We start from the raw sequence: 20,449 nt of genomic DNA, 5'->3' as shown, positions 1-20,449 counted from the left end.
GCCTTATCCTCCTATAGTGCTTGATATGCAGCCATTGCATCTTCAACATGTAGAGGCGGCGTCCAAACATGCCCTTCCGCATTTGTCGTAACAAAAATATACAATTCGCCATTTTTTTCAATTAGAGAAGCTAAGCAAAGCCCTGCTTCAGGTGTATAACCAGTTTTACCACCAAGAATGGCACCTTCCACCCCATCCATTTTTGAAAATAAAGTGCTAGCAATCGTTAACTCATTTGGCACTTGCGTTGTATAGCTTTTTGTCGTCATAATCTGATAAAAAGTAGGATTTTCAATCGCATATTGAAAGAGCTTGCTAATATCACGAACACTCGATATATGTGCTGGATCATGAAGCCCACTAACATTTTCGTAATGAGTATCATTTAACCCTAGTTCAAGTGCTTTATCGTTCATCAGTTCCACAAAGGCTTTCTCACTCCCCGCAATGGCCGTTGCTAGCGTGGCTGTTGCATCAGCACCTGATGCAAGTAAAGTACCGTATAGTAAATCCTCAATCGTTACAAAATCACCTGCCTGAAAGCCCGCCATCGAAGCATTTTGCGCAGTATATGTTGCAATTGTTTGTGGTGTAACCATCGTTTGCATTTGAAGATCTTTACTCGCCTCAATCGCTACAATGGCTGTCATAATTTTGGTTAATGATGCTGGATAAATAATAGCATCCGCATTTTTTTCATATAACACCTCTCCGCTATCGTTTACCAATAAAGCATTTTTACTATGTAACGAAGATAGCTCAATATCCACTACTTGTTCTTTGGACTTATTCGTATAGAAAAAAAATGCGATGACACCAATGCAACAAATTAATACAAACTTTTTCATAAAAAAACGCCTCCCACACATTATAATAGGAGGCAATTATGAATATTCCTGTAGGATATTTATGAAGAAATTCTTAAGGATTGCGGAATATTTCGCGTTACATAATAAAAGCCACTATATATCAGTAAAAATCATCGAACGCTAGAGAAATGTTATGGATTTCCTTATCGGATAATTTAAAAAATACATCCTGTGATACATCTAACTTGAGTGCATGGTCCTTGGCTAATCCAGCATAAATGCCCCGTAAAATCCGCCCAGTTAGACCATGGGATATGACAATCACGTTTTGTTCATCTTCGACACTATCGAGCCAATCAGTCAATCTAGCAACAACCGAGTCGTAACTTTCTCCATTCGGTGCATTGAAATACCAATTATAATGGTCCGTGTTTTCTAAAAGACTTGGCCAAGACTTTTCAATTTCTTTTATTGTAAGCCCAGCCCAATCTCCAACAGCCACTTCAGCTAGTCGATGGTCCTTTGCTACATCATTAAAATCATAGCCTATCGTTTCGCAAATAATTTCTGCGCTCTGTAATGCTCTTCCTAAAGAACTTGAAATAATTTTCCAATCTTGAGGATTGCCTAGTAAGCTTTTTAACATAACTGCATTTTGTTGAACTTGTTCGATGCCAACATCGGTTAAGGGTGAATCCAACTGGCCTTGGTATCGTCCTTGCGTATTAAAAACCGTTTCTCCATGACGAAGCAAATAAATAATTTGACTCAATCCCGTTCCTCCTCTATCTCTCTATTGCCAATTGCTAGTCAGATTGTACAAGCAAAGTTAAAAAAGTACAAATAAATACACTAAAGAAATGAGGAGACAAAGTGGGCTATACAACCATGTATCATTTCTTGCAAACTGTGAATGTTTTATTTTTTTAAAAAATCCTACATATTTAAAGTCGCCTATTGCTCGTATCAAGAATACAACTGCACAAACCGTACAACCAAGTGTAAAAAAGTTAAATTCTTGCACATTCCGTAAGTAAATCCCTTTTATTAATAGTAGGGAAGCTGCTACCACAAGAAGGAATGCTACTAATAACGTTCCTATTTTACGAGGAACGAAAGCCGGTTCTTGGCTCCCTTTCTTTATAGGGAGTGCCACCATCGCACCCCAACGACCACCAAATGCCCAATAGACGTGTATTATGCTTATCAGAAACAGAACACATACAACGAGTAGTAATAAACTGATCATTACCTATTCCCCTCCCACTTTGTATACTACATACCAAAACATACGATAACGTATGTTTTGGTCATTTATTTGTCCCTTATAGTTACTCAACTGCAAGGGACATGTTTCTTTTTATATCTTTAGTAACAGTTCAAGCATTTTTCCTATTGTAAAATTAGGATTTTCTGTAAACCTAGTCATCCATCCTATATACGTTAAATAAGCCAGTCTTGCTCGTTCGATTGCTTCTAATTCGTCACTTCCTTTTTTTTGATATAAATGAGCAATACAACGAATTCGCTGTTCCTCGATGTCGACTAACCGCTTTGCAACAACTTGGTTATATTTAGCCCAAGTATAAATGCCTATTTCAATTTTTTTATCACTACTAAAACTGATTGTAAATAGCTCTTCTAATGAAGAATCTTCCTGCTCCATACTATGAATAATGCGCTTTGTAGCAACCATTTCCCAATAATTGAACATAGCATCTAACAGTTCTTGATGGTCACGAAAATGATGATAAAAACTACCTTTACTTATGTTCAGTATACGTGCAAGCGTTTCGATACGAACTTTATGTATGCCTGCGTTCGCTAATTGATGTAAACCAGCCTTTATCCAGTCTTCTCTTGTTAATTGCATCATTTCACCCTCCAACATACGCTGTCGTATGTTTTCAACAGAATATAACATATTGTAAATTTTGTCAAACAACATTGGTACAGAATTTAAGGAACAGAGGAAAGGTGGTTCGTAAATTGCAAAAAAAATAGAAGTGTTCACTAGTTGTTGGTAGCGAATGCGGTGACTCCTGCTCAGAACGCATACAACCGTAAGACGCTGGTATTCTGCGCGTTAGCGAGGGTTGCGGCTTACTGTGCTGAGCGGAAAGCACCGCCGAAGCGGACAACAATGGCGCAGCAAAAAAGTGTTAGATTGACTGCCATCAATCTAACACTTTTTCTCTTTTGTCCCAGCCTCATCGCATTCATATAAATAGCTAATCTTCCTTTTTACTACCCTTGTTGACATTGATGTTGTTATGAAAGGTGATTGTAATGTGTAAAAATGTTGGTAAAACACACCCAAATAACAATAGTAACGGCACTATTTTTTTCATCAAACGCTCCCTACTATATAAAAATCATCTATACACTATATGAATCTTTCATAGTCAATATGATGAATGCTTATAGGTCGTCAACTCCCTAGTTATTAAAACGTACTATCAAAAAGATTTTCCGCAATCGCTTGTTCAATATCTGAATCCGTAAATTCCATCAGTTCATTTCTTGTAATAGTAGGCTGTTGAATTAAACGATTCGACTGGATCGTCACCAGCTTTTCAAAGACATTTCGAATATAACGTCCATTTGAAAAGTTCGGGATGGATTCAACAGGAATTTGAGTTAATTGAGCTTTCATATGGTGGGTAAAGGTATCACCATAACGATAATCGTTATTTTTACAGAGCATCGCAAAAATTTCATAAAGCTCATCCGTAGTAAAATTATCAAACTGCACAAAATGATTAAAACGCGATTTAAAACCTGGATTGGCTTGTAAAAACGCCTCCATCAGCTCGGTATAACCAGCTACAATAATGACTAAATCATCCCGTAAATCCTCCATCGCCTTTAATAAGCTGTCAATGGCCTCTTTACCAAATGCATCTTGTTTATCATGAATTAGTGAATAAGCCTCGTCGATAAATAATACACCACCGGTCGCTTTTTTCACTACTTCCTGTACCTTTAAGGCGGTTTGACCAACATAACCTGCTACTAATCCCGCTCGATCGGTTTCAACAAAATGCCCACTAGACAATACACCAAGATGTTTGTATATTTGCCCAATAATGCGCGCAACAGTCGTTTTGCCTGTTCCAGGGTTACCGGAGAAGACTAGATGATACGTAATTGGAAAACTCGTTAAGCCATGATCGACACGTAAACTTTGAATTTTAATGAAGTTAATTAAATTATGTAATTCCTTCTTGGCATTCGGCAGCCCGACAAGGCCATCTAATTGCGCCTGTAGCTTGTTAATCTCTCTCTCTACTTCAGGCGTAATACGTAAACGTTCTCCGTTGATAAACTCCCCGCTATAGATAATTTTACCAGCCTCATTATAATAATCCCCACGACCATGCTTTTCCCCATTTACAAGGTCGCCAATATAAGATGCTTGTCCATTGCCATAATAAAGAGTGCCTTTTCCTGTCATCGCATCCTCTTTAAATTGACCTTCTGCTTCTAGCATACCCTGTCTTGAATACACTTTTCCTTTACCATGCTTCATATCTTCAAAAAAATACCCTTCATAGTAAAGGGGTGTTAAAGCAGATTCAATTTCCGCTAGGCTTGGTGTTTCGGGGGCATAGTACAGCTTCCCTGCCCCTTGCATATGGTTCCACATAAAATCGCCTTCATATTGTAAAAAACCACTTGGGTAATATTGTCTACCTTTCCCTTTTTTCATGCCATGTACAAAATCACCTTCATAGTGTGGTCGATTTAAATGTGGATATTGCGCCCGTATTTCTTTAAAAGGTGCAATGACAGTCTCTTCAAAATACAAAATACCATAGCCATCCATTAAATCATTACGAAAATGGCCCTCGTAATAAATCTTTCCATCTTTATATAAAATACCATTGCCTTGTTTTTTATTTTGAATAAATTCGCCTTGATAAATCATTTTTCCCTTTAAATACATGATGCCGTTACCTTGCTTCATATGGTTAACAAATTCACCTTCGAATAATCGTTCACCTTCTTGATCAAAAATCGTCCCCTTGCCATCGTATATATCATGACCAAAATCATTTTTTTTAACGCCACCACGGTACATTAATGTTCCATCTGGGTAAAAAAGCTCTTTTTCTTGATGATTATCGTTCATTTTATTGCCATCCTTTATCATTTCAGTATATGCTCAATTATAGCGTGGAACAGAATACATATGTGCGAATTTTTAGAATTTAAGGAGAACTACATGAAAAAAAGATATAAAATACTTTTCACGATTCTATTACCCCTTATCATCCTATATGTGGCGACAACATTACTTACTCGAGATTCTACTTTTAATAAGGAAGTAATTGAACAACTCGATATTGAACAGATTAAGGAAATTGAAATTATCCGAGCATCTGATGAGAAAACAATTACAATAACAGATACAGCGAAAATCGATGAAATGATGCATTTGTTCGAAGATAAAGCGATTCGCAAAGTGCTTTTTGCCAAGTCTGACGTAAAGGAGGCATACTGGTTAACATTCCAAATTAATGATAATCGTGAAATCGGCATACGGATTGATGATTCAACCCATCTTTTTGTATATTTATATGAAGAAAATTATATGAAAGACTATAAGCTGTTAGATAAATTGGACACGACATATATTGAAAAATTATTTTAATATGAAATAAAAATTAGCAAGATTAACAGGAACAGCATATGTAGTAAGACGCAAACTGCGCCATCCAAAATATTGCGTCTTACACTGTACCTTATCTTTTTCATGACGTTATTAAACTAACTGTTTAACCATCGTGAAATAGCTACTTCCAGGAAGATAATCTTTTATTGCCCCCACAACTAGATAGCCTCTTGCTTAAAACGTTCGAACTTGAAAATTATAGGTAGTTAACAATGCCTTTTGGGCGCCCATTTGGATTGCAGTGGCTTCTGCTTATAAAAGCAATTTCACCCCTACTTTAAAAAATAGTGACGTATAGCGGTAACACCTATCATTCTTTACGTTTCTTCATTGCCACGACTGTGACCATAATGACGCCCAATTTTACCAATAAAATAAGCACGTAGATACTAAAAGAAATAATCGCTGGCAACAGCACCAACCACCACGACCATGTGATAACCTCTGTTAACTTTAGCACAATAAAAATTACCGTTAATACTTCTGCTATCCCCATGTTGTCACCACCATTGCTACTTATTATAGTAAAAAGTATAACCGATTCCCTTTGTATTTTGGCATTGTATGGAACATAGCTTGCCAAAAAATCGTTTGCATTCTATAGATAGGAGGTACTGTATGGAAGTAAATTCAAATCTAGCATCCACGGTGCTATTCATTTGCACACTCCTTTTATTTTTTATCATAAGTTCATCTGCCACATATTTTAATTTTTTTATCTCCTATTTTCGTTTTCACCCTTTAAGCGCTATATTGCTTATGACAATCACTTGTTTTTTTCTAGCGCTGATTGGTTTGAAAGATGTCAAAAATATACTGTCATTATTATTAAGCTTTATACTAATCACATTAACCCTGATTTTTGCAGGAATCATCTCTTTTACATTATTCATTGGTCACATGTTCAGCTAATAGCCCCCGTTGTTTTAAAAATGCTTGTTTTAGTCTCCCTTCTATTCATTTACAATATAAGCGAAATAGACAAAAAAGGAGCTTGCAAATGAAAATTACACAGCTAGATCATTTAGTTTTAACTGTAAAAAATATTGAAGAAACATGTACTTTTTATCAACAAATATTAGGAATGGAAATCGTGACATTCGGAGAAGGAAGAATGGCACTTCACTTTGGCCAACAAAAAATAAACTTACATGAAGTAGGTAAAGAATTCGAACCTAAAGCCATTAGACCTACATCAGGCAGTGCTGATTTATGTTTCATTACGGATGTACCTTTACCCGCTGTCATAAAACATTTACATCAATTTGCTATTCGAATAGAAGAAGGACCAATTAATAGAACAGGAGCTCTTGGCCCCATTACTTCTGTCTATATTCGTGATCCTGACAACAATTTAATCGAAATTGCTAATTATTAATTTGAGGAGACAAACAACGAGGTATTTATGATACACAGAGTACCTCGGAAGATAATTGCTATGCAATTTCTAGCTAACAATGGCTTTAAAAAGCGCAGGAAAATTGAGCTTGGAAATGATTCTCCAAGCTCATTTTTTAACAAAGGACAGGGCAAGTTGTTCTCTTTTTCTACGTTTAATCTAAGGAACTTTTGATACACCTGACACTTGATAGTTTAATAATTTCTACAATGACATTAATAAAAGTCACAGTACACAATCCAATCCCTTTTCTCTTGATTGTAGAAAAAATAAAAACTACCACTATCTATAATATTGAAGCGAGCCTTTTCATCAGAACTTATTTGAAATACAAATGGGTAATCTTCCCCGAAGGAAACTCCACTTTGAGTAAAAGAAGGATACCCGCCAATTTTATGCGTGGCATATATTTTTTCAACAATCTCATCGTAATATTCAATATCCTCCTCAAATTCAAGCCGTAATATTTCATTTTCAATGGCTGGGGCAATACTATCAGAATCTTCCCAAGCAGGTGCATCATTATTAATGAATACAGGGGTTAAAGGAAAAGGCTTTATTTTCTTAGATTGTTTATTTACCTTTTGTAATTCATCCAGTTCCGTATAACAATTTATCTTAAAAAATGAAACTAAATTATCTCTATCTAGATTATTGAATACATCGAAGTCCATATATAGAGTTAATAATTGATAGCTTGTTAATTCCTTTGGTACATAAGGTAAATTATATAAAAACATTGTACAAATAGGATCGAAATTAGATGGAATAGTTTCTCCTTCTTTTTCCCATACAACTTTGCCAATCCAACTTTCTCCTAATTCCTCTGTTGGTCGGTATCCTCCTGTTTGAAAGATAGTAGCTTTTTTAAATAGTGCATTTTTAATTTGTGCAATATTCAATAATTTCTCCTCCTCGTATGTGTGTTATCCATTATATAAATATCCTAGTAGAAATTCAAAAACTGTTGTCTACTATCCCGCTTCAGTAGAAACAAGAATGGAGTTCATTAAAAAGTCCAATTCAAATGTTAATATCCTAAATATTAACATTTGTCAGTATTGTATTTCCATTTATTGTTTTACAGTGATAAAGAGGTACTTATTGAATATTAAGTATCAATAAATAAATTAGTAAAGGAGGTTTCTTGGTAGGAAACATTCAATTTATCATCGAGGTAACTCGCACAAAGTACGTATATACTAGGAGGAAGATACATGACAACTCAACTAATCCAAGAAAAATTTTCGTTTGCAGATTTACCAGCAGTGAATTCAAGTTATGACAAAGTGAGAGAAGCATTCAAGGAAAAATTCAAAGTCAACCCTGATGGAATCGCAGTCAATAGTGAAACGTATTTTAAGGGTGTCAAGCCTGCAATCACTGAACAATATGGTCACCCATGTTTCAAAACACTTGGTGATTTTTCTTATACAAAAGGAGATGGGGCACCACCTAAGTCAGTCATTGTTGGGAGCAATATCGCAGTCAATCATGGAGATGAAGCAGCTACGATGACTTTAGAAGTTCAAGGTAGCTGGCAAAGTCAACAAACATGGTCTTCTGAAAGTACAACTGGGTTAAATTTTTCCTCCAAATTTACGATTGAAGGAATTTTTGAATCGGGCATGGAGTTCTCTTTTAGTACGACTACAGGAGAATCAAGGAGTGAAACAGAATCTAAAACAGCCACTGCCAAAATTGAGGTGACAGTACCCCCAAGAAGTAAGAAGAAAATTGTAATTGTTGGTACATTAAAAAAAGAGACGATGCATTTCCGTGCACCTATTTTTGTCAACGGCATGTTTGGCGCAAATTTCCCAAAGAAAGTACAAGATCATTACTTTTGGTTCCTTAATGCAGCAAGTGTCCTAAAAAATACTTCCGGTGAAATAACTGGAACAATTCGAAACTCGGCTGTCTTTGATGTGCATACGGAGATTGGTCAAACAGAACCATTAACAGTTGAAGAATTAAACGAATTCATGGCATTAAACTAAATAGCTGGAAACTTTATCGGTGGGATCCTTCATCCCACCGATTTTCCTCTAGTAGCCACTATCACCTTAGCCTCTTAGTTTACGATAATCGCCTTGTTATGCTATTATTTTTTTGTATTTTTAAGCATAAGGAGGAGAGATTATGTCAAAAAACACAATGATATGGACCATTATTACTGCTGTTCTGACTGCTATGGTATATATAGATGGCTATTACTTGTGGGGTATCTTTTTTGTCACTATTCCTTTAGCGGTTGTATCAGCCATCATTTCAATGGTTGTTACATATAAAGAACAACGACCTGTCTATATGCTTGTAAATGTATTATTCAATTTTATTGCGATTATTGGTTTTTTTGTTTTACAAAAATAACTTTACACAGCAATAGCTATCTTAGCGCGGACACCCACTCGTAAAATTTAACTACTGCAGTTGATTTCCGCTACGTGCGGACACTTCTCATTCAACAGAGCGTTAACCGCAACCCTCTGCTTGGTTGGTTGAGGCTAACGCTCTGTGCATTTTCCCTACTCTCCGCTAAAATTTCATCACATTTTTGAGAAGAAAGTTAACCCTTTATGTTCTTTGTCTACAAATCTCATTTACTCCCCTATTTCAACCGTTCCAAATGAATCCTCATCAGCGCCATTAATTTGCCATATTCTATCAATTTCGCCCTGTCTATTAAACGTTTGTAAAAACTGTTAGCTAGCAGCTTAATAATGCCTTCAATGAATTCAAATGCGCCTCAATACCGGCGTTTAATTGATAAATTTTATCGTTCATTATTCACTTTTTCATAAATGTTTACGGTGTCCGCACAAATTTTGACGGTCTCCGAAAGCAAAAATTTCGGAATCCCACCATTGTAATGTCGGAATTTGTAATGATAGGATTAAATTAACTCGAGGGTATATCTATTGCTGTTGCAGCAAACTTATGAAATATATAGATTCTAGCGATAAGTAAAAATTTATATTGCTATTATTTTTTCATCTTTCCATAAATTCGTGAAGGAAGGTTCGTGTGAGAGATTTAAAAAAGGGCACTATTTACGCAATTATTTCCGCTTTATGCTTTGGCATAATGCCTATTTTCGCAATAAAAGCATATAGCTTTGGTATGTCCGTTTATACATTACTCGTTTTAAGATTTTCAATAAGCTCTTTATTATTCTTTATATTTCTAATATGGAAAAAAACAACGTTTACAATAGGCAAAAAGGATTTCAAGTTACTTTTTCTATTAGGTGGTGTGTTATTTACACTGCTTTCAGTCTTGCATTTTGAATCATTAAAATATCTAACATCATCAATGGCAGTCTTATTATTATTTTCATTTCCTATATTTGTATCAATTTTTTCTTTTTTTATCTACAAAGAAAAGTTAAAGATACAATCAATCATCGCTTTATTATTCACCTTTATTAGCATGATTTTTTTATTAGGGGTTTCTTTTCAAGATATAAATATGAAAGGTGTATTTTTAGCGTTATTAGCAGCTATAGTCTACGCACTTTATATGATTCTTGGAAAAAAAGTCACTGATACTAACTCCCCAGTCGTAACAAGTACGTATGTTACCTTATTTGCTGCACTAGGTGTAATTTTAATAGGCCTAATTAGAAATGAACTACATTGGAATTTTTCTTCAAATGCATGGATTTATGTATTCTGCATTGTTGTTATTTCAACCATTATTGGCGAAATAACGTTATTTAAATCTCTACAGATTCTTAATTCAACAAATGTTTCTATGATAAGTATGGTCGAACCGATATTTACTTCTATTTTCGGCTTACTATTTTTGCAGGAAGTTATGCAACCGCTTCAATTATTAGGAGGCTTATTTATCTTAATCGGATTAACTTTTTTAATATATTTTCAAAACAAAATTTAGTTCAATTCAATTACTCATCGAAAGGAAGATTCTAAGATGATTTTAAATCTAAGTGAACAGAAACTATCCATTCCTGAAGGAACCGAAGATGTTTTAGGGCTTGATATGAGATATCGAGAACACATCATCAATATTATTAAAGAAGTATATGAAAACTATGGTTTTAATCCACATAAAACACCTATTTTAGAATACTTAGAGACATTTAACGGACACCATGGAGAAGGAGAAAAGTTATTTTTCCATATAAAAGATAAAAACGATAAGGATTTAATTGCTCGCTATGATTTAACCGTTCCACTGGCTAGAGTAGCAAGTATGTATCCAGATTTACCAAGACCTTATAAAAGATATCAAATTGGTCCCTCTTTTAGAGATGACGAGCCTGGAAAAAGCCATTTTAGAGAATTTACTCAATGCGATGCTGATATAATTGGCGCAGACAGTTTATTAGCTGAAATCGACATTACGGTAATGGCACATGAACTACTTACTATATTAGGCATAAAAAACTTTGTTTTAAAAATTAACCACCGACTACTTATACAAGCTTTAGCACTGAAAGTCGGTTTGCAGAGCAAAGAAGAGCACCTCGGATTACAAAGAGCTCTAGACTATGCTGATAAAGTGTCTAAAGATGGATTACAAGGTGTTAAAAACAAACTAATAGAAAATAATATTCCTTTAAATATCGCAAATCAAATCCTTATGGAAATTGAGAGTTTTGCTAACCTTTTAACTCCATTTGATGATTTACAAAATCAAATCAATCAAATTGAAAAGTTCTTTGATAACTGTCCCTCCGCAGCACAGGCGGCAGCCGATTTGAAATTTATCATTTCTTATTTGCCAAAAAATGTTCAATCCAATATAAAAATAGATTTAACATTAGCAAGAGGAGCAGATTATTATACAGGTTATATATTAGAAGGCGTTGCAATCGACACTGAAATCGGCGCAATTTTAGGCGGTGGACGATACAATCAGTTAGTTTCTGCCGTGGGCAATGCAAATGAAGCAGGCGTTGGCTTAGCCTTCGGTTTAGAAAGACTATTATCCGTTTTGAAAAGCTTAGATTATATTGATAAAAATATCGAGCTACCTTCCAAAATATTGTTAGCTGATACCAACGTAGAGTTCCATCCTAAACTATTTGTGATTGCTCGTGAATTAAGAAAATACTATGATGTGGATATTTATTATAATCAATCTCCATTTGGTGACATCGTCCATTTCGCTCAACAAAATAAGCATCAAATGATTATAGAACTTATTGGGAAACGACCATTAGTTCACGCTGTCATAGAGAATGAGACCATGCAGTCGAAAGTGACTGATATTTTAAATAATTTAGACTGTATCTAATGATACGTACAAGATTTTAGGAACACGATTGTTAAACAACTTTTCTTGAACGCCAATTACAAAACATCCCCCCATGGAAATATTGATACGAGGATTGTTACGTTAACTTTTGCAAGACGTAGCAATCCTATTTATATGTCGTAAATGTCAGTTCATAACCGAAACTTCACAAGGCATAATAAAGCTAGCCATGATTATGAATTATCCGCTTTCGCCGTCACTCGCTCCATAATTCCACTCATTTGGTATAACATAATTCTTTATAATTACAGCTCTTACAGCGCCATTCATCCGTCGTTTGCTGAAAATCTTCAATATCCACTGGCTCGTTTGTCAGAATATCTGCTTGAAACTTAATTATAGCTTTCATAAAGTTTCACTGTAAATCAAAAGCTCTATTTACCAACGTTTTTCAGTCGTAGTATTTTCTTTATTTATCACTAACTGTTACTGAAAATCATTTTAGGTCACTTATTGGTCACTTATTTTATAACGAAAGACCACCCATCATGAACTGCACCCCAATTGTTAGACACATCTAACAATTGGAGGTGCAGTTTTTATATGGCTAAATTTAGTGGAGAAGAAAAGTTAAATGCTGTTTTAAGATATTTAAATGGAAATGAAAGTGCGAGATCAATTGCCAAAGAAATAGGCGTTTTACACCCTAATCTTTTAACTTGGGTGAAACATTATAAACAACGTGGTGTTGATGCTTTTGTAAAACAATATACAAATTACTCTGCACAGTTTAAACTAGACGTACTAAATTTTATGATTGAACACGGTACATCCTTAACTGAAACAGCTGCTATTTTTCATATAGTGGCTCCTTCAACCCTATGTGTTTGGAGAAAACAATTTGAAACAAAAGGATTCGATGCCCTTCAGTCAAGGAAAAAGGGGCGTCCATCCATGAAAAAAGAAACGAACAAACAACCAAAACAAGTACTAGTAGAGGGCTCACCGGAAGCACTTCGAGCAGAAATCGACCGACTACGTATGGAAAACGATTATTTAAAAAAGTTGAATGCCTTAGTTCAAGCCAAGGAAAAATCACCAAAGAAGACAAAGTAAAGGTCATCTATGAACTAAGGTACAAATACCCGGTGAAGGCTCTCGTGGCATTCGCAAAGATTCCACGTAGCACGTACTACGATTTAGTGAAGAAGATGAATCGACCAGATTCAGATGCCGAGTTAAAGGCCGAAATTCAAGCAATTTATAACGAACATGAGGGTCGTTACGGCTACCGTCGCATTCGTGATGAGCTCGCGAATCGTGGGCAAAAGGTGAATCATAAGAAAGTACAACGCATGATGAAAGAGCTTGGTTTAAAGTGCATAGTAAGAATGAAAAAGTATAAATCTTATAAAGGGACAGTTGGCAAAATTGCGGATAATATTTTAAATCGTAACTTTAAAGCCGATGCCCCAAACGAGAAATGGGTAACGGATATTACTGAGTTTAAATTATTTGGCGAAAAGCTTTATTTATCGCCTGTTTTAGACTTGTTTAACGGAGAAATTATCACCTATACAATTGGCTCTAGACCTACCTATTCATTGGTCTCAGAGATGTTGGAGAAGGCTTTAGCACGCTTGCCAGAAGAACATAAACTACTCATGCATTCCGATCAAGGCTGGCATTATCAAATGAAGCAATATCGCCACGCTCTAAAAGCAAAAGGTGTTGTGCAAAGTATGTCACGTAAAGGGAATTGTCATGATAACTCCGTAATGGAGAATTTCTTTGGCATAATGAAGTCCGAATTCCTTTATTTAAAGGAATTCGAAAGTGTGGAGCAGTTTAAAATAGAATTAGAACAATATATGAACTATTACAACACAAAACGTATCAAGGCAAAATTAAAACTGAGTCCGGTGCAATACCGAACTCAGTTTATCCAAGCTGCCTAAATGAAATAACCGTGTCTAACTTTTAGGGGTCACTTCATCACGGAGTGGTCTTTTCCTATTTTTTAGCTTTATATTTTTTAAATCCCTTAACCGCTGCAAAACCTGTCACACCTAAACCTATTGGGGCAGCTGCCACAACTACAATCCCTAATGCCATTCCTCCTCCAACTGCAGCACCTGCAATAGCTTCTTCTTTTTCAACTTTCATATTTTCACCTTCTTAAGTATTGATAACCTAATATTATCCTAATTCACCTTTATAAGGGATATTATAATTTTATTTAGCTTCCCCTATTGTTCATAGCAATCACCATTCCACCCAATTATCTAACGCTGGTTTACTACGCACTATTGATTGTGGTAGGCTACCAATCTATTTAACCAATATAAAAAGGAGCTGGACGCTCTTTATAAGAAGTTTCTTCTATGAAATAAAGATTTACCTGACTTACTTTCTAAACGGTTAATAGCACTACTGTACGCCCCTACAAATACAGCGCCTTTTGATATTTCTAACAAATTTAAATATAATTAATATGGGCGATAGAAAAATTAAAATGGGGTTTCAAAATGAACCAACTAGAACAGACAACCCAAGAATTACTGAAAGCTGGTTATACGCTTGAAGAAATTAAATCAGCTGTAGAGGAAGTAATTGAACAAGCTAAAGATTCTAAGGTAGAACATGAAACAGATAACTAATTAGTTGTCTGTATTTTTATGTATACTTTTCATGAATACTTTCCTAAAATGGAAATTGGAAGGAGAGGTTGTAATTGAAAAAAATATACACCCTATTAATAGCAACATTTGCATTCTTTTTAGTTTTACCAAACACGATGACAGCGAATGCATTTAATGATGTACCATCATCACATCCTAATTACAAAGATATAAATTATTTAATAGAAAAGGGAGTTATCAACAATAGTAATCACTTTGGAATTACGGATATAGTTACCCGAGAAGAAGTGGCTGTGATGGTAGCTAAAGCTGCAGGTCTAGATGGTACACAACGCAACACAAAGTTTAGTGATGTACCTAAAACAAATTTGAATTCCGGTTACATTCAATCTGCTGCAGAAGCTGGAATTATCAATGGTTATAATGATGGAACATTTAAACCTCAAGCAAAAGTAACTCGTGGTCATATGGCTGCATTTATCTCACGTGCATTTGATTTACCTGAAGGAAATCAAACCTTTAAGGATGTTCCAATGGGACACACTGCATATGAAGCAGTTCAACAATTAGTTGCTGCAGGTATTACGACAGGGTATGATGACGGCACTTTCAAACCAGAAGCTAATTTAACACGTGCCCATATTTCAGCATTTCTTGCTAGAGCAATTTCTTACGATGTTGAGCAGTCTGAAGAAGAGATAAAAATAAATGAACCAAAAATTAAAATTACGGAAGACCGCTTGTGGTCTAGCCTAGATTCTCCATATCAATATAAAGAAGATTTAAGAATTAGAATTGAAGATGTTTATTTAACTTCGGAATTCCTGAGAATTATTGTTCATTATAGTAATAACGGTCCTTATGATGCTGGAATATATGATGCTTCAACAAAAGTAAACGGTAAAGATGCAGTTGATTTTGAGTTTGAACAAAAAATGAAAGAAATGTATGGTGCAAAGGATGCTCCAGTAGCAATAAACTTTTTAGATGGAACAGTAACCAACATTCAATATTTTAAGCCATCTCTTGTTGATGGAAATACTGCTACTTTAACTTTTAGCTTCGGTAGTAAAAATTTCAAATTTGAGGATATTGAAATTCGTAAATAAAAACAAACTTTAATTTAAGTCACTCAATCGAGTGGCTTTTTTTTGTAATTCTTTTGTTAAAAGATGGTATAGACATTAGATGTATGTAACTCCTATTTATAGGGATGATAGGGATAGACAGATTAAAATCCTGTCTCATTAGACCAATATAATTAAAAGAAATGTATATATTTTATTTTAAAGGAGTATAAAAATGGAATTAAATAACTTTGAAAATAATTTTCAAGAACATCAAAATAGGTTATTCGATTTAGAACACAAGAAAAATGTAGAAATTAATAATAAACTCTATCATGAAACTGTATCTTTTTTAGATGGATTAGTAAATGAATCTTCAAATGTTGAAACAACTCCACTTCCGGAGGAAGAAATAAGAAAGCTTGAGGAACATTGCAGGAATGTTAGAGGGTATAAATTAGATGATTTCCCTCCTGGATCTTGTAAAAGAGGAACAAGGCGAGAAAGTAAGACCAATGTACTTGGACCTTTTACGCTTACTGGTATTGAATATTCCGAAAAACCTGCTGATGGACCACGAATAAGTTATATACAAGTTGAAATTAAAGATGGTAGGTATAAATCCGAAAGCACAATTGAAAATGCTTCTGCTTGTATAGGTAAAGGTGAAATGACTCAACATCCTGAAGGTAGTTGGAGTCTTATTGTTAGAAAAGGTATAAGAACACCTGACATAATTCAATTTAATGTAACAAAAGATCATGATGACGATTACGGAAAGCACGCAGAGATTGCTGCTAGTGATATGTGTAATCAAATATGCTCATTTATATATGCAGAATTAACAAAATAAAGATTTAATTTCTTACTTTTATAAAACGAAGCCCAGGACTCAATTAATTCCGAGCCTGGACTTTATTATTTTTATGATTAAATCAAACAAGGACTGTACTGATTTTGACTATTTTTTATTATTTCTACGTTGCTGAATCGTAATATACAAACCTAACAATCTATCGCTTGTCATCACACCATTCTGTAAATCCTTCAAGTATGATTCCACAAAAAACACCTACCGAATTAAGTATTTTGATAAAGACTATTTATTTCCACCCATATTCATTTATTTAATAGTTAAATGGATTTTATTGTAATAATAGAATAATTTTCGATATCCTCAATAAGGTACTTTCAACCATATTAATAACAATTATAATTGCGATATTATTCCGTATTTTCAAAAAACAATGTTCTTGGTATTTAATATTTATTCCTAACAGAGAATAAATTAGCTTAATATACAAAATTAAACACCTAAAAATGAATTGCTAATACATTATTAGAAATATATACTAATTTAAGAAATAAATTCATAAAAATAAATTATAGGTGGTTTTGTGTATGGTTAGAAGTATTCCTGGTTCTAAACAATTTAATACATATGTTACAAACAGTTCTAAACTTACAAAAGGTTTAGGTGAAATGGCTGCAAAAAAAATATCAAACGCAAGTACTAGTAATTCATCAACAGGTAGTAAACACATTCCTAAAAGAGTTATAAATGAATCGAGATCTTCACTAGAAAATGCTGTAAAGTCACACGTTACTAACATAAAATCTAATTCAAGTTCTAACAATTCAACTAGTATTAGATCAGATAGTGGTTATCAAATTGTTTATAATGTTGATTCATCTAGTATTGGTGGTACAACACTTAACAATCTGTATTCTACTAATACCATGGACGGCGTGAGAATAGCATCGTTAGATACAGTAGAAATTTCCGATGAATCAAGACAACTATATGTGGCTAAATCTTCAAATAAATATATGGATATTGCAGAAACTGTTTTTGATGTAGCAACTGATTTTATTCCCTTAGTCGGCACTGCAAAAGACATTTATAATGCTTATAAAACAATAGTAGACCCTAAATCGAAGGTAGAAGATATTGCATTGGCTTTAGTTGACTTAATTCCTGGGCCAAGTGTTAGTAAGATAAAAAAATTTGCTGATGTAATTATAGATAAATATGATTTGAATGCCTCTGCTGCAAGAAAATTAAATAATGCCTTAGTGAAAACGTCAGCTGCAAAAATTAAAGAAATGGATATAAATGATACAAAAAAACTTATTAACGCATCTGAAGGTAAAAATCTCCCTGGACACACAAAAGAAAAGCATCTGAATATTACAGATGAAGAATTACAAGCTCGATCTAAAACAAAAAACAAACAAGGGGCTAGTAAATTTTCAAATCATAAAGTTATGCAAGAATTTGTTAATACTGTTTTAGTTGATGAAGCTGATAGGATTGCTTCTTGGTTAAAAAATACAAAAGATGATGAGTTTGTTTCTAGAAAACACAAATCTACAACCCCTTTAGGATATGGATACAAATATAATGCAAAAGAAAGAACTATTTATAAATCTGACAAACTTGATACAGGTATAGTAGTACTACAGAGAGATGACAGTAATGATTATGGCTTTGTTGTGAAAACAGCATATCCATTTGTTAAATAATAAAAATCTTGAAGTTTTGTTTATGGTTTATTAACATAAATTTTATAAGCTTTTAAGCGGGGGATGAAAGAATGCAAGCAAAAAGAGAAATAATGTTTTATGATTTGCCAAATGAAGAACTAGAAAGAAAAATTAGAATTTCTTTTAATGATATTACTTGCTTTTATAACAGAGATATAGCTATTCAAGTTGTCAATGAAATACTGAATATCCATAGTGAAGAAATTGCTCAATGGCTATGGGAAGACTCCAGTGAGTCGCATAGACAAATTAGATTAGAATCTAACCATCAGTATCCCATTGGATACGGTATTTCACAGCGCACAAAACAAAAGTATACAGATTTAACAAAAAGTTATATTATTTTGGAGAAATCAGAACTTCACGAAGAAGGATTTTACATTATTTTCACAGCACCAATAATAGAATACAATCAATAAGGGAGTTACCTGAATGGAAAAGTTCGGAATACACATCCTTGAATTTCCACTAAAATACATTTTATAAAGGAGTACGGCAACATGAATTCATTTTTAATAAATAACAAAATATGTAATGTTAATATCGTTTCGTATGAAGACAAATGTGGACTAAGAGACGATGGAACTTATTTAATTAGTTATACAGGATGGAATGTCGATTTTCACTATGATGATAAAGAAATACTATCCGCTTCTATATCTGAAGAAGGACCCCATATAATAAGATTCAAAAGCTCTCCATTTCCTACTTTCGGTAAAGATATAGAAATAGTAAAAGAATACTTACAGGAAAAACACGGAATAAAAGATTTTCGCTATTATGACCCAGACAGTGATGAAGGTTATATAAATTTTTAATCATGAACTAGAAAATGACCAAGACAGCAATTAGGCTATCTTGGTCATTTTTTACCTTAAAGTGTTCGTTTTACAACTGAAATTAACAGTCCTAAAACTTCACCATCAGTCATTGAACCAACTCTTTCGCTATGGTCCACCTTCAAGATTCCTTTTTGATACGTTTCTTTTAACAATCCTCTCAAATCCTCTTTAGCTGTTGATGTTAGTGTGTTTGGCACTTGTGTTTCCTCCCTCTTATGCTCTATTTTTGGTTGTGTAGTTGGTTTCAATGTTTTCCCTATATGTTTAGAAAGTTCAGTAGCGATGGCATAACAAATATTTTCAAAGTCTCGTCGATAAACAACTGCATCTACTACACTATTCACAAAACAAACCTCTATCAAAATCGCTGGCTCGTATGTGCTTGCTAATACACCTAAATCCTTGCGTTGTTTAGCACCTCTATTTGGTAGCTCGCCACCAGTTGCATCAGAAATAGCTTTTGAAATACGTGCTGCTAAAGCTTGCTGGTCATAATACAAGACTTCTGTGCCAATAGCTTTGGAGCCGTCACCACCAGAATTCAGATGGATAGAGACAATTAAACTGTCACGATCCTTGTTATGTTGGTTAACAAGATAGTTAATGTTTTGACGTTGGTTAGTTGAGGTATTGTCCTCATAATAAGTACATGGCACATTTGATGCTTTCAGAATCCCAAATACTCTTTTAGCTACCTTTCGTGCCTCGATAACTTCGTTAAGGATACCGACAGCACCACTGCCAGGATTAATCCAATGCCCTGGGTGAATTTCAATTTCTTTTACGCTCATTTCACTTTTTCCTCCTTAGTATTAAAAATATCTAATGCCTTTTTAACTGGTGCAGGCATGTCTATACCTAGCTTTGCGGAATTCTCCCCCAAGCTAACTAACTCATTGAAAATGAACATTAATACCACCGCATCAGGAATAATCTGCCCGATTGAAAATCCTTGGTCTAACAGCACTAGATAAATTAAATTCGCTACGACAATCCAAACCCACATCATGCCTTTTTTGATAATGCCTTGATAACCTCTTTTACTATTAATCGTTCCCCAGTTAGCAGCCATGCCTGTGAAGAAGTCAATTGCATTTAAAATAAGTAATACTGTCATTAACAACTCCCATCCACCAACAAGCCATGAGACAGCACCACCTACTGTAGTAACTAAATATTTTGAGACTTGCTCCATTAATACACCGTCCTTTGCCCTTTTTTATAAATAAACAAGCGCCA

Annotated in this window: 23 protein-coding genes; 13 read left to right on the top strand and 10 right to left on the bottom strand. The window is 34.4% G+C overall.

Annotation, left to right across the window (positions count from 1 at the left end; genetic code table 11):
- Window positions 1–11 precede the first annotated feature (11 nt).
- The 5 genes from MKY08_RS09665 to MKY08_RS09645 all read right to left on the bottom strand — a co-directional run bounded on the left by MKY08_RS09665 (window position 12) and on the right by MKY08_RS09645 (window position 4,944).
- Window positions 12–848, bottom strand: coding sequence for a serine hydrolase (locus MKY08_RS09665; RefSeq protein WP_069512753.1), 837 nt, complete (start codon window positions 846–848; stop codon window positions 12–14).
- Window positions 849–969: 121 nt separating this feature from the next.
- Window positions 970–1,581: a histidine phosphatase family protein gene (locus MKY08_RS09660; RefSeq protein WP_069512754.1), complete on the bottom strand. Its 612-nt coding sequence runs from the start codon at window positions 1,579–1,581 to the stop codon at window positions 970–972.
- A gap of 57 nt (window positions 1,582–1,638) precedes the next feature.
- The gene (locus MKY08_RS09655) at window positions 1,639–2,058 is read right to left on the bottom strand and encodes a DUF3995 domain-containing protein (RefSeq protein WP_069512755.1); all 420 of its coding nucleotides are present in this window, start codon (window positions 2,056–2,058) and stop codon (window positions 1,639–1,641) included.
- 111 nt (window positions 2,059–2,169) lie between these two features.
- Window positions 2,170–2,682, bottom strand: coding sequence for a TetR/AcrR family transcriptional regulator (locus tag MKY08_RS09650; RefSeq protein ID WP_069512756.1), 513 nt, complete (start codon window positions 2,680–2,682; stop codon window positions 2,170–2,172).
- A gap of 573 nt (window positions 2,683–3,255) precedes the next feature.
- Complete coding sequence (locus MKY08_RS09645) at window positions 3,256–4,944, bottom strand: AAA family ATPase (RefSeq protein WP_069512757.1); 1,689 nt, start codon at window positions 4,942–4,944, stop codon at window positions 3,256–3,258.
- 93 nt (window positions 4,945–5,037) lie between these two features.
- Here MKY08_RS09645 and MKY08_RS09640 point away from each other — a divergent pair, with 93 nt between their 5' ends.
- Entirely contained in the window at window positions 5,038–5,466 is a 429-nt protein-coding gene (locus MKY08_RS09640) for a hypothetical protein (protein ID WP_069512758.1), read from the top strand.
- A 331-nt stretch (window positions 5,467–5,797) separates the two neighbouring features.
- Here the strand turns inward: MKY08_RS09640 and MKY08_RS09635 are convergent, their stop codons facing one another.
- Entirely contained in the window at window positions 5,798–5,983 is a 186-nt protein-coding gene (locus MKY08_RS09635; protein WP_069512759.1) for a transmembrane Fragile-X-F protein, read from the bottom strand.
- Between the two features lie 504 nt (window positions 5,984–6,487).
- Here MKY08_RS09635 and MKY08_RS09630 point away from each other — a divergent pair.
- On the top strand, window positions 6,488–6,865 hold the full coding sequence (locus tag MKY08_RS09630; protein WP_069512760.1) for a VOC family protein: 378 nt from the start codon (window positions 6,488–6,490) through the stop codon (window positions 6,863–6,865).
- 236 nt (window positions 6,866–7,101) lie between these two features.
- Here the strand turns inward: MKY08_RS09630 and MKY08_RS09625 are convergent, their stop codons facing one another.
- Window positions 7,102–7,788 carry a DUF1963 domain-containing protein gene (locus tag MKY08_RS09625; protein WP_069512761.1) on the bottom strand — a complete coding sequence of 229 codons (687 nt, stop codon included), beginning with the start codon at window positions 7,786–7,788 and terminating at the stop codon, window positions 7,102–7,104.
- A 315-nt stretch (window positions 7,789–8,103) separates the two neighbouring features.
- Here MKY08_RS09625 and MKY08_RS09620 point away from each other — a divergent pair, with 315 nt between their 5' ends.
- From MKY08_RS09620 to MKY08_RS09600, 5 genes are all read left to right on the top strand, one after another.
- Window positions 8,104–8,886: a hypothetical protein gene (locus MKY08_RS09620; RefSeq protein WP_069512762.1), complete on the top strand. Its 783-nt coding sequence runs from the start codon at window positions 8,104–8,106 to the stop codon at window positions 8,884–8,886.
- A gap of 142 nt (window positions 8,887–9,028) precedes the next feature.
- On the top strand, window positions 9,029–9,259 hold the full coding sequence (locus tag MKY08_RS09615) for a hypothetical protein (RefSeq protein ID WP_069512763.1): 231 nt from the start codon (window positions 9,029–9,031) through the stop codon (window positions 9,257–9,259).
- 654 nt (window positions 9,260–9,913) lie between these two features.
- The gene (locus tag MKY08_RS09610) at window positions 9,914–10,786 is read left to right on the top strand and encodes a DMT family transporter (RefSeq protein ID WP_081327999.1); all 873 of its coding nucleotides are present in this window, start codon (window positions 9,914–9,916) and stop codon (window positions 10,784–10,786) included.
- Window positions 10,787–10,822: 36 nt separating this feature from the next.
- Window positions 10,823–12,151 carry an ATP phosphoribosyltransferase regulatory subunit gene (locus tag MKY08_RS09605; RefSeq protein ID WP_069512764.1) on the top strand — a complete coding sequence of 443 codons (1,329 nt, stop codon included), beginning with the start codon at window positions 10,823–10,825 and terminating at the stop codon, window positions 12,149–12,151.
- Between the two features lie 564 nt (window positions 12,152–12,715).
- Window positions 12,716–14,070, top strand: a protein-coding gene (locus tag MKY08_RS09600) for an IS3 family transposase (protein WP_141705601.1) whose coding sequence is annotated in 2 segments (ribosomal slippage) — window positions 12,716–13,169 and window positions 13,169–14,070 — 1,356 coding nt in all. Because the reading frame shifts where the segments join, the coding sequence is not laid out codon by codon here.
- A 55-nt stretch (window positions 14,071–14,125) separates the two neighbouring features.
- On the opposite strand, the gene MKY08_RS09595 is transcribed toward MKY08_RS09600, so the two are convergent.
- Window positions 14,126–14,278: a hypothetical protein gene (locus MKY08_RS09595; protein WP_176723177.1), complete on the bottom strand. Its 153-nt coding sequence runs from the start codon at window positions 14,276–14,278 to the stop codon at window positions 14,126–14,128.
- A gap of 362 nt (window positions 14,279–14,640) precedes the next feature.
- On the opposite strand from MKY08_RS09595, the gene MKY08_RS09590 reads away from it, so the two are divergent.
- The 6 genes from MKY08_RS09590 (at window position 14,641) to MKY08_RS09565 (ending at window position 19,186) form a co-directional block, all read left to right on the top strand.
- Complete coding sequence (locus MKY08_RS09590) at window positions 14,641–14,772, top strand: hypothetical protein (RefSeq protein WP_256093159.1); 132 nt, start codon at window positions 14,641–14,643, stop codon at window positions 14,770–14,772.
- A gap of 74 nt (window positions 14,773–14,846) precedes the next feature.
- Window positions 14,847–15,863 carry an S-layer homology domain-containing protein gene (locus MKY08_RS09585; protein ID WP_069511223.1) on the top strand — a complete coding sequence of 339 codons (1,017 nt, stop codon included), beginning with the start codon at window positions 14,847–14,849 and terminating at the stop codon, window positions 15,861–15,863.
- Window positions 15,864–16,056: 193 nt separating this feature from the next.
- A complete protein-coding gene (locus MKY08_RS09580) occupies window positions 16,057–16,674 on the top strand; it encodes a hypothetical protein (protein WP_069511226.1) in 618 nt (205 codons plus the stop codon).
- A gap of 548 nt (window positions 16,675–17,222) precedes the next feature.
- A complete protein-coding gene (locus tag MKY08_RS09575; RefSeq protein ID WP_069511228.1) occupies window positions 17,223–18,347 on the top strand; it encodes an RNase A-like domain-containing protein in 1,125 nt (374 codons plus the stop codon).
- A gap of 71 nt (window positions 18,348–18,418) precedes the next feature.
- Window positions 18,419–18,787: an RNase A-like domain-containing protein gene (locus MKY08_RS09570; protein ID WP_069511230.1), complete on the top strand. Its 369-nt coding sequence runs from the start codon at window positions 18,419–18,421 to the stop codon at window positions 18,785–18,787.
- A gap of 81 nt (window positions 18,788–18,868) precedes the next feature.
- Window positions 18,869–19,186, top strand: coding sequence for a hypothetical protein (locus MKY08_RS09565; protein ID WP_069511232.1), 318 nt, complete (start codon window positions 18,869–18,871; stop codon window positions 19,184–19,186).
- Window positions 19,187–19,242: 56 nt separating this feature from the next.
- On the opposite strand, the gene MKY08_RS09560 is transcribed toward MKY08_RS09565, so the two are convergent.
- Both MKY08_RS09560 and MKY08_RS09555 read right to left on the bottom strand, forming a co-directional pair.
- Window positions 19,243–20,001: an N-acetylmuramoyl-L-alanine amidase gene (locus MKY08_RS09560; RefSeq protein ID WP_069511234.1), complete on the bottom strand. Its 759-nt coding sequence runs from the start codon at window positions 19,999–20,001 to the stop codon at window positions 19,243–19,245.
- Window positions 19,998–20,405: a phage holin family protein gene (locus tag MKY08_RS09555; RefSeq protein WP_069511236.1), complete on the bottom strand. Its 408-nt coding sequence runs from the start codon at window positions 20,403–20,405 to the stop codon at window positions 19,998–20,000. Before MKY08_RS09555 ends, MKY08_RS09560 begins: the two co-directional genes overlap by 4 nt.
- Between the last annotated feature and the right edge of the window lie 44 nt (window positions 20,406–20,449).

The organism is Lysinibacillus sp. FSL M8-0337, assembly GCF_038593855.1.
Taxonomy (GTDB): domain Bacteria; phylum Bacillota; class Bacilli; order Bacillales_A; family Planococcaceae; genus Lysinibacillus; species Lysinibacillus sphaericus_D.
Note: the sequence above shows the minus strand (reverse complement) of the source record. Positions and strands in the feature narration are given on the sequence as shown.